9 protein-coding genes, 3 tRNA genes and 1 pseudogene are annotated in these 13,450 nt (G+C 37.5%); 7 read left to right on the forward strand and 6 right to left on the reverse strand.

Annotated features, from left to right (window positions below; all coding sequences use genetic code 11):
* Positions 1 to 69 precede the first annotated feature (69 nt).
* Positions 70 to 145: transfer RNA gene (locus tag WKH12_RS02765), tRNA-Ala, on the reverse strand.
* A gap of 434 nt (positions 146 to 579) precedes the next feature.
* Here WKH12_RS02765 and WKH12_RS02770 point away from each other — a divergent pair.
* Together WKH12_RS02770 and nuoF are read left to right on the forward strand one after the other, a co-directional pair.
* Positions 580 to 652 (forward strand) — tRNA-Lys (locus tag WKH12_RS02770).
* Between the two features lie 19 nt (positions 653 to 671).
* Positions 672 to 1,925 carry an NADH-quinone oxidoreductase subunit NuoF gene (nuoF, locus tag WKH12_RS02775; RefSeq protein WP_253309962.1) on the forward strand — a complete coding sequence of 418 codons (1,254 nt, stop codon included), beginning with the start codon at positions 672 to 674 and terminating at the stop codon, positions 1,923 to 1,925.
* A gap of 28 nt (positions 1,926 to 1,953) precedes the next feature.
* Here the strand turns inward: nuoF and infC are convergent, their stop codons facing one another.
* The 3 genes from infC to nuoI all read right to left on the reverse strand — a co-directional run bounded on the left by infC (position 1,954) and on the right by nuoI (position 5,119).
* Complete coding sequence (gene infC / locus WKH12_RS02780; protein ID WP_264730993.1) at positions 1,954 to 2,472, reverse strand: translation initiation factor IF-3; 519 nt, start codon at positions 2,470 to 2,472, stop codon at positions 1,954 to 1,956.
* Positions 2,473 to 2,484: 12 nt separating this feature from the next.
* The gene (gene thrS / locus WKH12_RS02785) at positions 2,485 to 4,386 is read right to left on the reverse strand and encodes a threonine--tRNA ligase (protein ID WP_434732597.1); all 1,902 of its coding nucleotides are present in this window, start codon (positions 4,384 to 4,386) and stop codon (positions 2,485 to 2,487) included.
* Between the two features lie 250 nt (positions 4,387 to 4,636).
* On the reverse strand, positions 4,637 to 5,119 hold the full coding sequence (gene nuoI / locus WKH12_RS02790; RefSeq protein ID WP_174515692.1) for an NADH-quinone oxidoreductase subunit NuoI: 483 nt from the start codon (positions 5,117 to 5,119) through the stop codon (positions 4,637 to 4,639).
* Between the two features lie 213 nt (positions 5,120 to 5,332).
* Between nuoI and mnmE the strand changes: the two genes are divergently transcribed.
* The 3 genes from mnmE (at position 5,333) to WKH12_RS02805 (ending at position 7,978) form a co-directional block, all read left to right on the forward strand.
* Complete coding sequence (mnmE, locus tag WKH12_RS02795; RefSeq protein ID WP_434732598.1) at positions 5,333 to 6,661, forward strand: tRNA uridine-5-carboxymethylaminomethyl(34) synthesis GTPase MnmE; 1,329 nt, start codon at positions 5,333 to 5,335, stop codon at positions 6,659 to 6,661.
* A 47-nt stretch (positions 6,662 to 6,708) separates the two neighbouring features.
* Positions 6,709 to 6,796: transfer RNA gene (locus tag WKH12_RS02800), tRNA-Ser, on the forward strand.
* 168 nt (positions 6,797 to 6,964) lie between these two features.
* A complete protein-coding gene (locus WKH12_RS02805; protein ID WP_434732599.1) occupies positions 6,965 to 7,978 on the forward strand; it encodes an NAD(P)/FAD-dependent oxidoreductase in 1,014 nt (337 codons plus the stop codon).
* Between the two features lie 812 nt (positions 7,979 to 8,790).
* On the opposite strand, the gene tnpC is transcribed toward WKH12_RS02805, so the two are convergent.
* Complete coding sequence (gene tnpC / locus WKH12_RS02810) at positions 8,791 to 10,146, reverse strand: IS66 family transposase (protein WP_253309750.1); 1,356 nt, start codon at positions 10,144 to 10,146, stop codon at positions 8,791 to 8,793.
* Between the two features lie 46 nt (positions 10,147 to 10,192).
* Between tnpC and WKH12_RS02815 the strand changes: the two are divergent.
* Positions 10,193 to 10,585 (forward strand): annotated as a pseudogene (locus tag WKH12_RS02815) (hypothetical protein); the annotation flags it as partial.
* Between the two features lie 137 nt (positions 10,586 to 10,722).
* Here WKH12_RS02815 and ltrA read toward each other — a convergent pair.
* Positions 10,723 to 12,066: a group II intron reverse transcriptase/maturase gene (gene ltrA / locus WKH12_RS02820; protein ID WP_434732173.1), complete on the reverse strand. Its 1,344-nt coding sequence runs from the start codon at positions 12,064 to 12,066 to the stop codon at positions 10,723 to 10,725.
* A gap of 456 nt (positions 12,067 to 12,522) precedes the next feature.
* Here ltrA and WKH12_RS02825 point away from each other — a divergent pair, with 456 nt between their 5' ends.
* On the forward strand, positions 12,523 to 13,449 hold the full coding sequence (locus WKH12_RS02825) for an Rpn family recombination-promoting nuclease/putative transposase (RefSeq protein ID WP_434732638.1): 927 nt from the start codon (positions 12,523 to 12,525) through the stop codon (positions 13,447 to 13,449).
* The last annotated feature ends 1 nt before the right edge of the window (position 13,450 follow it).

Consider the following 13,450-nt stretch of genomic DNA (forward strand, 5'->3'; position numbering starts at 1 on the left):
TTTAGGAAACTAGTATAAAACACTCCTAGATTAAAATAAGCTGACTTTATGATATGCTAGAACCTATATTGGTGGAGGCAAGCGGGATCGAACCGCTGACCTTCTGCGTGCAAAACAGATGCTCTACCAGCTGAGCTATGCCCCCAATTCTTGCTTAAAGCATAAATCACTCAGGCTGAAATGCAAGAAATATTTATCTGTTATAGCTAAACTAACTTAGATTTACTGACAATTTGAAAAACCGTCATTCCGCTACCTGTTAGCGCCGCGGCGGTATGACGTGTTAGCTATAGGCTATTGCTAAGCATTATAATAGTGCACAAATTCTGCAGGGTATATACAGTTTTCTATTTTTCTTATCTCCTTAGCGTTATACTTCACACCATCCAAATAAATCTGTGAACTGAAAATTAACAAGAAGTTTTCCTTTAAAAATTTTTTAAATTATCCATAGATTTTTTAACTAAATTATCACTAACGCAGTATATTATATAATTTATTTAACCACACATGAAAATTTTAGTTTGATTAAAACGGATAAAAACTGTATTGATGTTTAGTATAGCTGAAAAATGAAATGATCCCGTAGCTCAGCCGGTAGAGCAACTGACTTTTAATCAGTGGGTCACGCGTTCGAATCGCGTCGGGATCACTCACAAATTTTGAAAAACATGCTAAAAGAACAAGACAAAATATTCACCAACCTAAATGGTAAAGAAACTCCACTACTTAAGGGTGCAAAAAAACGTGGTAGCTGGCAAAAAACAAAGGAGTTACTAGATTTAGGATCAGAAAAGATCATTGATGAAGTAAAGAAATCTGGTTTGAGAGGTCGAGGGGGTGCAGGATTTTCCACCGGCCTTAAGTGGAGCTTTATGCCCAAAAATCTCCCAAAAGCATATTTAGTAGTCAATGCAGATGAGTCAGAACCTGGTACATGTAAAGATAGAGATATATTGCGATATGAGCCACATAAGTTACTTGAGGGAATTCTCCTAGCCGGCAAAGCGATCAGCGCATCAGTTGCGTATATTTATATCAGGGGTGAATTTTATAATGAATATTTAGTTCTAAAAAAAGCACTTGAGGAAGCCTATAAAGAAAACTTAATTGGAAAAAATGCCTGCAAATCAGGTTATGATCTTGATGTGTTTATCCATAGGGGTGCAGGAGCTTACATATGTGGGGAAGAAACAGCTCAACTCGAATCAATTGAAGGAAAAAAGGGCTTTCCTCGCATGAAACCTCCATTTCCCGCAGGTGTTGGACTTTTTGGCTGTCCAACCACAATAAACAACGTTGAAACTATAGCCATGGTTCCAGATATTCTAAATCGCGGAGGAGAATGGTTTGCATCTCTTGGTAAACCAAATAATACTGGTACTAAGATTTTTTGTATTTCAGGACATGTAAACAACCCGTGTAATGTTGAAGAAGAGCTCGGAATTCCACTACGTGAATTGATTGAAAAATACGCAGGTGGAGTGCGAGGGGGTTGGGATAATTTACTTGCTGTAATACCTGGTGGGTCTTCAGTGCCATTAATTCCAAAATCTATATGCGATACTATTGAAATGGATTTTGATTCATTAAGAACCGCACAATCAGGGCTTGGTACTGCTGCTGTAATAGTGATGGATAAATCAACTGATATAATAGCTGCAATAGAGAGGTTATCACACTTTTACATGCATGAGTCCTGTGGACAATGCACACCATGCCGTGAAGGTACTGGATGGATGTGGAGGATTATGAAGAGGATGGTGGCAGGAGATATTAAGCCTGATGAAATAGATAAGCTGCTTGACCTTACAACTCAAATAGAAGGACATACAATTTGCGCGCTTGGTGATGCTGCAGCTTGGCCGATTCAAGGATTAATAAGACATTTTCGCCATGTTATCAAAGAGAGAGCGATAATTTAACTCTACTTATACTTCTTAAGCCGTCTTGCTACTTAGCAACCAGAGCTAAAAAATATTGATTCCCTTCTCTTTTAGGTGCCAATTCTACCTTTGCAATATCTTCAGTGTCTCTAATTAGCCGTTCTAATTTTTCCAGTCCGACTTCAGTGTTTATAAGCTCTCTGCCCTTAAATCTCATTGTAACTTTGATTTTATGTCCGTGGGCAAGTAAGTCTCTTGCTTGACGCAATTTTGTTTCGTAGTCGTGATCACCAATATTAGGACCCAGTTTAATTTCTTTTATAGTTAATGTTTTTTGTTTCTTTTTTGCTTCACTTGCTTTCTTTTTTATATCATACTTTTGTTTGCTATAATCCAGAATTTTACATACTGGAGGGGTTGAATCAGGTGCAATTTCCACCAAGTCTAAACCAACACCCTGTGCACATTCCAAAGCTCGTTCTATTGGCACGATTCCGACCATTTCACCACTATGATCAACTAAGCGTACCTCCTTAGCTGTGATGAATCCATTAATTCTGTTTTTATTGTTCTTTTTAACTTGCAAACTTTAACTCCCTTAATTCAAATTAATACTTTTTAACAGCGATTCAGTAGCCTTTTCCAAAGAAAAAGACTCCTGTCTTTCTGATCCTAAATTTCTCACTGACACAGTTTTACTTGTAACTTCATTTTTGCCTATAATCCATAATATAGGAACCTTGTTTGAACTATGCAAACGTATCTTATAACTAATTTTTTCATTGGTCAAATCAGTCTTGACTCTCACACCTTGTTCTTTTAAAATATTGCTAATTTCTGTGGCGTAACCGTCAGCTTCATTTGTAATGGTCAGAATAGCAAGTTGCGTTGGAGCAAGCCAAACTGGAAATTTTCCTGCATAATTTTCTATCAAAATTCCGATAAAACGCTCAAAAGTCCCAAGAATTGCCCTATGTAACATGACAGGGTGATGCTTGTGCCCATCTGCCCCTATATAAAAAGCTCCCAGACGTTCTGGTAAAATGAAATCAATTTGTAATGTTCCACATTGCCAATTTCTGCCTATTGCGTCTTTCAAAACGAACTCTAACTTTGGACCATAAAATGCACCTTCACCAGGGCTCAGTTCATAACTCAAGCCCGCTTCTTTAACGGCTTCAAGCAGCGCTTTTTCAGCTCTATCCCACACTTCATCATTACCGGCTCTAATATCTGGACGGTCTGAAAATTTCACAGAAATTTCATTGAATCCAAGCTCTGAATATACTTCTTTTAAAAGGTCACAAAACTTTACAGTTTCAGAATTTACTTGTTCTTCCATACAAAAAATGTGTGCATCGTCTTGCGTAAAACCACGCACTCGCATCAGTCCGTGCAATGAGCCTGAGCTTTCATTTCTATGGCATGTGCCAAACTCTGCCATACGTATTGGTAGATCGCGATAGCTCCTGGTGTGAGAATTAAAAATCTGCACATGACAAGGGCAATTCATAGGTTTTATTGCTAGCTTTTTGCTTTCAGATTCATCAACAATAAACATATTTTCACGAAATTTATCCCAATGTCCCGACTTTTCCCACAGTTCCTTGCTTACTAAAATAGGGGTTTTTACCTCAAAATAGCCATTATTTATTAGCTTCTTTCTGATGTAAGACTCAAGAACATTATATAAAATATATCCTTGTTCATGCCAAAAAACCTGCCCGACAGCTTCCTCTTGGATGTGAAATAAATCCATATCCTTAGCAATTTTGCGGTGATCACGTTTTTCTGCTTCTTTGAGACACTCAAGGTAAGCGTTTAATTCATCCTTATTTCTCCATGCGGTGCCATATATTCGCTGTAACATTGGACCCTTAGAATCACCACGCCAGTATGCTCCTGCAACTTTCATAAGCTTAAACGCTTTGACTCTGCCAGTTGAAGGAGAATGTGGACCGCGGCATAAGTCAACAAAATCGCCTTGTCTATAAACAGTTAGGTTTTCACTCTCTGGTATAGAGGATATAATTTCAACCTTATATTTTTCGCCTATACCACTAAAGAAATCAACTGCCTGCTTGCGAGTCCAAACCTCTCGAACAAATCTGTGATTACTTTTTACAATCTCTTTCATTTTCTTTTCTATTGCAGCAAGATCATCCGTAGTGAAGGTACGATCTGTAGCAAAATCATAGTAAAAACCGTCCTGAATTGTTGGGCCAATAGTAATCTGAGTATTAGGAAATAGCTCTTTCACTGCCTGCGCCATTATATAAGCAGCATCATGCCTTATTATATCTAAACCCACTTCGTCACTCAGTTGTATCACCTCTATCTCTGCATCAGATTCAATTTCACGTGAGAGATCATACAACTCACCGTTTACTTTCAATGCAACTGCTTCTTTCAAAGCATCCGGTTGTAATATATCAAAGCCAGTGACTTTATCGTCATATTCTTCTATTCTTTTTTCAGCTGGAAAAGTAATTTTAATCATTTATCGACCCTTTTGTCTAACCCTCTCTTTGTCATCCCAGTGCGTGACACTGGGATCCATCTTATTTTTATAATGGAAATTAGTTTAACGTATGCTCCTAAAATCTGTTGTCCATTGCACAATTTGCAAATATTTTTATACCTGGATCCCAGTGTCACGCACTGGGATGACAAAAAAAGGAACACTGAAATGACAGAAAAACAGCACCTGGGTAACAGAGGAATGATTTGAAAGCTATAAATTTTTAACATCAGTAGTACGGTCTATTCTTTTTTAACCTGAGTGCAATTGCGTCTTCCCAAATTTCACCATTACGCAATAACTTTTCTTTATTGTACATTAGCTCCTCTCTTGTTTCAGTAGCAAATTCAAAGTTAGGACCCTCCACAATTGCATCAACTGGACATGCCTCTTGGCAAAGTCCGCAGTATATGCATTTTGTCATATCAATATCATAGCGCGTGGTGCGACGACTACCGTCTTCTCTTTCCTCTGCTTCAATAACTATTGCTTGAGCAGGGCAGATAACTTCGCATAATTTACAAGCTATGCATCGTTCTTCACCGTTTGGATACCTACGCAACGCATGCTCACCACGAAACCTTGGACTTAAAGGGCCCTTCTCCATAGGATACCTCAAAGTAACCTTTGGCTTAAACATATATTTTAATGTAATAACAAACCCTTTAATTAACTCTACAAAAGACCAATACCAAGCTAATTTCTTGAGCATAAAATATTTAAAACCTATGTTGATAATTATAAATCATATTATCAGTTTTCAAAATAAATATTTTCACCTGAGTGACCTTTGCAGTTTTTTATATAATGTATTTATTAATATGATATTACTATAAACTAGCAAGATAGATAAAAATTTTGAATATTTTCAAATTAGGTATTTTGGTTTCTTAAGTGTAATATTGCTAAGTAGTTTATATAAATAATGACAAACACAAATGAAACTATTTTCGCTTTATCGACCGTATTGGGTAAGTCAGGAGTTGCAGTAATCAGAATTTCAGGCAACTACGCGCTTAAAGCTTTAAATCATTTTCATATTAAGAAAGAAATTAAACCAAGATTTGCTACTTTAGTTGATCTATATGATGATTCCAATCAATTGATAGATAATGGAATAATCATCTATTTCCCTGCTCCAAACAGTTTCACTGGCGAGAACGTTATAGAGTTACAAGTGCATGGAAGCAAGGCAGTCATAAAAATCATCTTGGAGGAATTATCAAAAATTTTTGTTATGGCCAGGCCTGGAGAATTCTCACTTAGGGCTTTTCTAAATAGTAAATTTGACTTAACGCAAATAGAAGGGATTGCAGACTTAATTGATGCTGAGACGAAAATGCAAGCTAAACAAGCGATTAAGCAGATATCGGGAGAATTGGAGAGACTATACAGCAATTGGAGGCAAAGATTAATAACGATACAATCCAAAATCGAAGCATATATAGACTTTCCAGAGGACATTTGGGCAGAAAAAAGTGAATTGAAAAAAATTAATAATGAAGTGCAATCTCTCGTGCAGTTGATACAAGAGCATTTAAATGATAATAGACGGGGCGAAAGGTTGCGTGAGGGTTTACATATTGTAATAACTGGTGAACCAAATGTCGGTAAATCAACTCTGTTTAATTTCTTAGCCAAGCGTGATATTGCTATTGTTTCTGAATATGCAGGCACAACAAGAGACGTGCTTGAAGCTCATATTGACATTGGCGGATACCCAATCATTCTCTCTGATACTGCTGGAATTCGTGAGAGTTCAGACCCGATAGAATCAGAAGGCATAAGTCGAGCAAAAAAGAGGTCTTTTGAAGCTGATCTAAGAATAGAACTATTTCCTTTTGAACAACGTTATAATATCAATTGCAACGTTGTAAATAGCGATACTATTTATGTATTGAGCAAAGCTGACGATGCAATTAATGATAGAAATATACTGATTGGCGGTGTAGATTTTCTACCTATTTCTATTTTAAAGGGAATAGGTACAAACAAGTTGATCTCTCTCATAAAAAAGAAGGCAGAGGAAAAATTTGGGCATGATAGAGACACTCCTGTGATTACTCGGCAAAGACATAGGAGTCACATGCAGAAAGCACTGGAACATTTACAACGTTTTAATATCGATAATCCAATTGAGTTGATATCTGAAGATTTGAGGCTTGCTGCATTTGAACTTGGTGCGGTGATTGGAATTATTAATGTTGAGGAAATATTGAGTAGTGTGTTTAGCAACTTTTGCGTGGGCAAGTAAAGCTTTTATAGATTGCTTAAAATCAAATGTTGTGATAGAAAAGAAATGGACGGATGGCCGAGCGGTTTAAGGCACCAGTCTTGAAAACTGACGTACGTGATGAGCGTACCATGGGTTCGAATCCCATTCCGTCCGCACAGCATCCCGCTATGTTAGCTGATTTTTAGAGCTTATTTGGACTATGTGGTTCATAACGCTGGAAATCTTATCTAATCTAGCCACATCTTTTAAAAATACATTTCTTTGTAAATTGACCTTATTAGCGAAGAAAGCTAATATCTATAAATAGATTACCATCTGAATATGAAACCCGATATAGTAATAATAGGTGCAGGGCCTATTGGAATATTCACTGCTTTTCAAGCGGGAATGCTTGATATGAGATGTCATATAATAGATGTTTTGGATCAAGCAGGAGGACAATGCACAGCTCTTTACCCAGAAAAGCCAATATATGATATACCTGGTTATCCTGTAATTACTGCCCAAAAATTAATTGAGCAATTAATGGAGCAAGCTTCACCATTTGAGCCTGTTTACCATTTAAGTCAAAAAGTGGAAAAGATTTCGAATAACTGTGATCAAAGCTTTACTATCATAACTAACACAGGTACAGAGGTAAAATGTAAGGCTGTTATTGTTGCTGCAGGTAACGGAATGTTTGAACCTAACCGTCCACCCTTAAGTGGTATATTAGAATATGAAAATCAATCTGTATTTTACAGTGTAAATAAAATTTCTGATTTTCAGGACAAAACTATAGTCATTGCAGGGGGGGGTGATTCTGCAGCTGATTGGACTGTAGAACTTTCTAAAGTTGCAAAGAAAATTTATGTGATACATAGAAGAAAGGAATTTCGCTGCACTCCTGAAACTAAAAATAAATTAGAATCACTTGAAAATGATGGAAAGATAGAACTGGTAGTGCCATATCAATTACACGAACTAGCAGGAGGTAATGGGCAGTTGAGCGCAGTGATAGTAAAAAACATTGCCTCTAAGGAAGAAAAAGAAATATCCGCTGATTCTTTGCTGCCATTTTTTGGATTGTCAATGAATCTTGGTCCAATAAACAGTTGGTGTATAGAGTTAGAACATGGCCGCATAATTGTCGACCCAGCTACACTTAGAACCAGTAGAGATAGAATATATGCAATCGGAGATATAGCTACTTATTCAGGCAAACTAAAGTTAATATTAAGTGGTTTTGCCGAGAGTGCCATGGCTTGTTATGACATATACAAAGTAATCCACAACTCTCCAGTCAATTTTCAATACTCGACTTCAAAGGGAATTCACGGGAAAGAAAGTGAGTAAATCTGGAATAACCCGGGGCATCTGTTTTCGAAGGCAGTTGCCTAAAACACAAAGATGTTACCCAAGTAGAAACGAAAAAACTTGCTTGACAAACTCCGCCAGCGCCCTTATCATGAAACTGAAGGTATTCAGTTATCTTCATCTGTGCAGATTAAACAGCAAAAAAACAACGTAGTTGGCGTCTTATTTTTAATTTTTTGCACTATGTGCACCTTATGTCTTCACAACATTTCTGGGTTTTTACCTACATAAGCTGAAACGCGCTTATAAGTCGTTTAAGACAGTATAGTACGCCAATTTGCAGGATTAGAGAGTGACAACTAGCTAATACGGGATTTCTTTTGCCTTTTTTTCTGCTTAGTAAATTTCTTAACGTTTATAATTTAGATTAGTTGCGGCTTAAAAGCAACTGAATCGCGGTTATTAAACGTTTAGAATAAAAAAACGCCATACTTGAAAGTATAATGTAAGTAACTAGCCAACCACGGGGCTTCTTTTGCCTTTTTTTTCGTTTAGTAAATTTCTTAACGTTTGTAGCTAAAAGAGCCCAAGAGAGGTGTCATTCCAGTGCTTGACACTGGAATCTAGAAAAAAAGAAGCTGGATCCCAGTGTCTGGGCACTGGGATGACAAAGAAATAGGCACTGGGATGACGAGAAAGGAGTACTGGGATGACACCTACGCACGCTCACTTTGTCATTCCAGCGTGTGACCAGAAAAAACATAGACCCCAAGTGTCAGCTACTTTCATGACATCATTATAAAGTGTCACGCGCTGTAACCGTTCACGGATTGTGAGAATGAATTAAAGAACTAAGCAGTGACAGCTACTAGATTCTGTAGCTTTTGAAAGGGGTTCTGGCCATTTAGACGTGATGTCAAAAATATCGACAACATTCTTTCCACGAATCTTTCTCCACGTTCTGACCAGGTGAAAAAGCTGTTTTTACGATAAATTACGTACCGTCTAATTTGCCGTTCTGCAAGGTTATTAGTTGTTTCTATCACTTCAGGTTTTCTTAAAAACTTCCACATCATATCCTCAGATCGTAACATCTTAGCGGCCATTCTTGAAGCTTGAGTACTATTTGCAACCCTCGTCATTTTACGTAAAAAATGTTTTACCCTTTTCCGAATTTTTCGCACCAGTCGATAAAATCTCAAATTATCTATCAAATTTTGTTTTTTTGCCTTATCTACTACAAACACCTTATTGCTGAGCGATTTTAGTGCTTGGCCAATTTTGCTCACTTCAACATTTTTACTATGGGCAAATCTCTCAAAATCTCTTGCCAGATGTGCCCAACATATCTGTCTATTTTCACGATTGAAGTAATTGTATACAGCGTATCTATCGCTCACAACTATACCATCATATTCTGGCAGTAAACTCTTCAACACCTTCTTACCACGAGACTCGCTTACCTTCAGAAGTGTCAACGCTTTGTTTGTTATTACCCAACTCCAGCCTCTCTTTCCTTGATTTCTGTGCCCTGTTTCGTCTATATGCAAATACTCGCTTCCTTGCAACTCTTCCTTCATTTTCTCATATTCAGATGCACACTTCTTCGATACCCTGCGTTCAGTATTTGAGACTAAACCAAGGCTTATATTTAGATTAAAAATACTGCCCAAAATTTGCTGTACCTCTCTTTTTGAGTTAATAAAAAAGCCGCTAAGGCTGCTTATAACTGTTTTAGCATTGGGTCCTAGAAAATCTCTTGCAACACCTTCGGGTAAATTTGCTGTAATTCTTTTATTACATACTCTACAATGTCCTCTTTGCAACCTGTACTCAGTTACAATTGGCTTAATTTCTGGCAACTCTGCCTTCTGATGAATAATTTCATCTTCTAAAGTAATCTTACCTCCACACATACAAATTGTATCAATTGTGCATCTCACTACCTCGTCTGCAGCCATTAATTCACGCTTATGCACCTTATGTCCTGGCTGACCTCCTGGTTTTTTATCACTTTTCTTTTTTGCTTTCTTACGATATATATCTCGTGATGGTGGCAGCGATGAATTTTGCGAATTTAAGCCCAATTTGTCTTCTAATTCAACTATTTTTGCTTTCAAGCTATCATTTTCTCTGATCAGTGCTTTTATTTCTTCCTTGAGATTAGCGTTTTCTGCTACAACCTTTTCTTGCAGCACTGTTGTCATTTACCCATTCCATATTTAGCTTCCTATCTCTTTACACTTTTATACTTACTTTGTAAACCACCTTATCTCCGTGAACGGTTACTTCATAACATATCTCACTTTCACCTCCACTTTCTTACTAATTTCGTTATTGGGAACTATACCACTTACAATGCTATTGGTTTTATTGCAGAGTGAACTGAGACCAAAAGATTTTAACCCATTTACACTGCTTAAAGCTTCCATGAATTTCTTTCGGGAAGGCATAAAAGAGAACTTACGTGGTATGGTTAATGATCTTGATGTTGATCTTGAACATTTACTGCCCCATCAATTAAATGATGATATCATTAAAAATATCGATAAATTAAAAGATAAGTATAGTGAACAAGTACCTCAAGACGTAATCAAAAATGATGAATATATTCAATTCATTGGATATATAGATAGTTCATATGAGTGTAGGGTCGAGAACTGGCGCGCCTACTTTAGGGTTTGGTGGCTGATCCATTGTTTTCACAATAGGCCTCAATCCAAATTCCCATGTTAACGTTTCCAGCTCCCGCCTCGTCAAACGCAGCATGCGGTTTTCCCGCACTACGCTTTCCTAGCAGATTCTTTACCAAAGTTTATCACATATTGTACTGGTGATGCTTTCGGTTTGTAATACCTTATTCTGTAGTCTGAATATAGACCCAGCGTTTTGTATATCCATTCGCTACTCCACTTCTTCCACCCAAACCCTTTCTTTGCTTTCCTGGCTCGCATTAAGTTGCGTCTTACCTTCTTTTCCACCCAATGTTTTACGTAATTGAACTTTCGACCAGAGTTCCCTATCCTAAAGTAGTTTACCCACCCTCTCAATATCGGATTGATGTCATGTATCACTCTTTTTATCGGTTGCGATTTATAGCGCCGAAATATTTCCTTCAACTTGCGTAGCAGGTTTGTTCGTGCTTTCATCTGCGGTGTTTTCCTGACATTCCATTTTCCTTGTCTTGTGATATTCTCTTGAAAATCAAACCCTAGGAAGCTAAATGTTTCTCCTTTCTTTAGGTTGATGACTTTTGTCTTTTCTTCATTTACGCTCACTTCTAGTTTTGCTAATTCTTCTTCCAACCTTCTGTATACTGCTCTTTCTAGCCATTCCCGTTTCGGGTGTTCACTAATCAGTATCACTAAATCGTCTGCCCATCTGGCATATTCCATACGTTGGTACTTTCCTTCTTTGGTCACCTCTTTTGCTTTCTCCAACATTTTATCTACCTCATTTAGGTATATATTGCTTAGTAGTGGCGAAAGTGGTGATCCTTGTGCTATTCCTCGTTTTCCTCCTGTTTTGAGGATTAGCTTAATCATGCGCATGATTTCTTTGTCATTTATTCTTTTGGCAATCTTTTCCATCAGAATATGATGTCGCACATTGTCGAAGTAGGATTTCAGATCTACGTCAATTACTTTTGTATTGCCTTTGATTGCTGCTTCCGTTACTTTTTGTACTGCTTCATGCGCATTACGCTTAGGTCTATACCCGTATGATCCTTTTTGGAAGTCTGATTCGAATATCGGTTCAAGTATTAGCTTCAGTGCTGTTTGCACTATTCTATCCCGGATGCAGGGTATGTTCAACTTTCTGAATTTTCCTCCAGATTTTGGTATTTCCTTCCTCCGGTTCCTATTTGGGCTATAGGTCTTGGTTATTAGTTCGTGTCTTATTTGTTGAAGATACTTTTCTAAGCCTTCTGCCTCTATCGATTCGAATGTCATCCCATCTATTCCTGGTGCCCCATTACTCTTCTTTGTTAGCTTATATGCTTCTTCCAGTGTCTCCATCTTACAGACGTGAACATAGATTCCCCAGAATCGCCATTCCGGTTCTGCTTTCGCTTTGATATATATCTTTCTTCTCAGGTCTTGTAATTTTATTGGCATTTTTATCATTTTTACCTTTACCTTCCTTTTGTTAAAAGATTTCTACTAGCAGGGTGCCTTTGCTCCATGAGCGTTACCTCACTTCTTCACTACTACGCACCCATCTGCCACCCTCTCATCTTCAGTTCACTTCCTGTTTTCCAGTTATAGAACCTACCTCTCCAAGGTATTTCTCCTTGGGATGAGGAGGGCTTCTCCAGTTGCTTTGTATGTCCTCATTGCCATGCCGTTACTAACACCCCGCTGAAGTAGACCTATCGTTTCATTCGTTTTTCGTCTGGTCTATTCTGTCTTCACCAGTACCAAGATGGCTCGACCTTCAGAATATTCCTTTCGAGGCAATCTGTGTATTCGCTTTCGCTACGGCCTGGTAATTCGCCATTATCCTACGATAATGTTGTCGGTAGGCTTCAACATTTTGGTTTCCCTCCATGCTGCTACCCAAGCTACAGGATTCCGACTTTTATCCTGGTAGGTCTATCTCCTACTGAACAATACTTGCCTTCTCTGGACGCACTTGGAACGGAAAAAAATAAGAATATCCTGATCCACTTTTTGAACGATATTTTAGGGTTTACTGAGATAAATGCAATACAAGAAGTTGAGTTTCTTAGCACTATTATGGATCCCGAAGTTGCCTCTGATAAACAAAGTATTGTTGATGTTCTCTGCAAGGATTCTCATGGAAATAGATATATAGCAGAAATGCAGCTCGCTAGAGACAAGGGCTTCGAAAAACGCGCTCAATTATATGCCGCTAAAGCCTACTCAAGACAATTAGATAAATCTGGCAACTACATTGATTTAAAGAAAGTCTTCTTTATTGCTATATCAAATTGTAACTTACTTCCCGAAGAAGTTGATTATATTTCTACTCACAATATACGTGATATAAAAACTAACGGCCATTACTTAAAAGATTTTCAATTTATCTTTATAGAATTGCCCAAATTTTCAAAAAGTAAAGTAGAGCAGTTAGAAAGTATAGTAGAAAGGTGGTGTTTCTTTTTTAAATACGCAGAAGAAACAACAGAAGAGGACTTAAAAGAGATAGCAGAAAAAGCGCCAATAATAAAGCTAGCATATGATGAATTAGACAAGTTTCGTTGGAACGAAAAAGATTTAGTAGCTTACGAAGAAAGAATAATGGATCTACGGAAAGAAGAAGCCATTCTTGAATACAGACTTGATCTTGCTGAAGAGAAAGGTATACAAAAAGGTATAGAGAAAGGAAAAATTGAAGGGAAAATTGAAGGGAAAATTGAAGGGAAAATTGAAGGGAAAATTGAAGTCGCAAAAGCAATGCTGGCTAATAATGTTGATGTCAACACTATTGTCAAGTTTACAGGCCTTTCTATTAGTGAGATTGAAGAATTAAGTGGAAATCTGTGAA

The sequence above is a fragment of the Wolbachia endosymbiont of Zygogramma bicolorata genome, from assembly GCF_051130665.1.
Classification (GTDB): Bacteria; Pseudomonadota; Alphaproteobacteria; order Rickettsiales; family Anaplasmataceae; genus Wolbachia.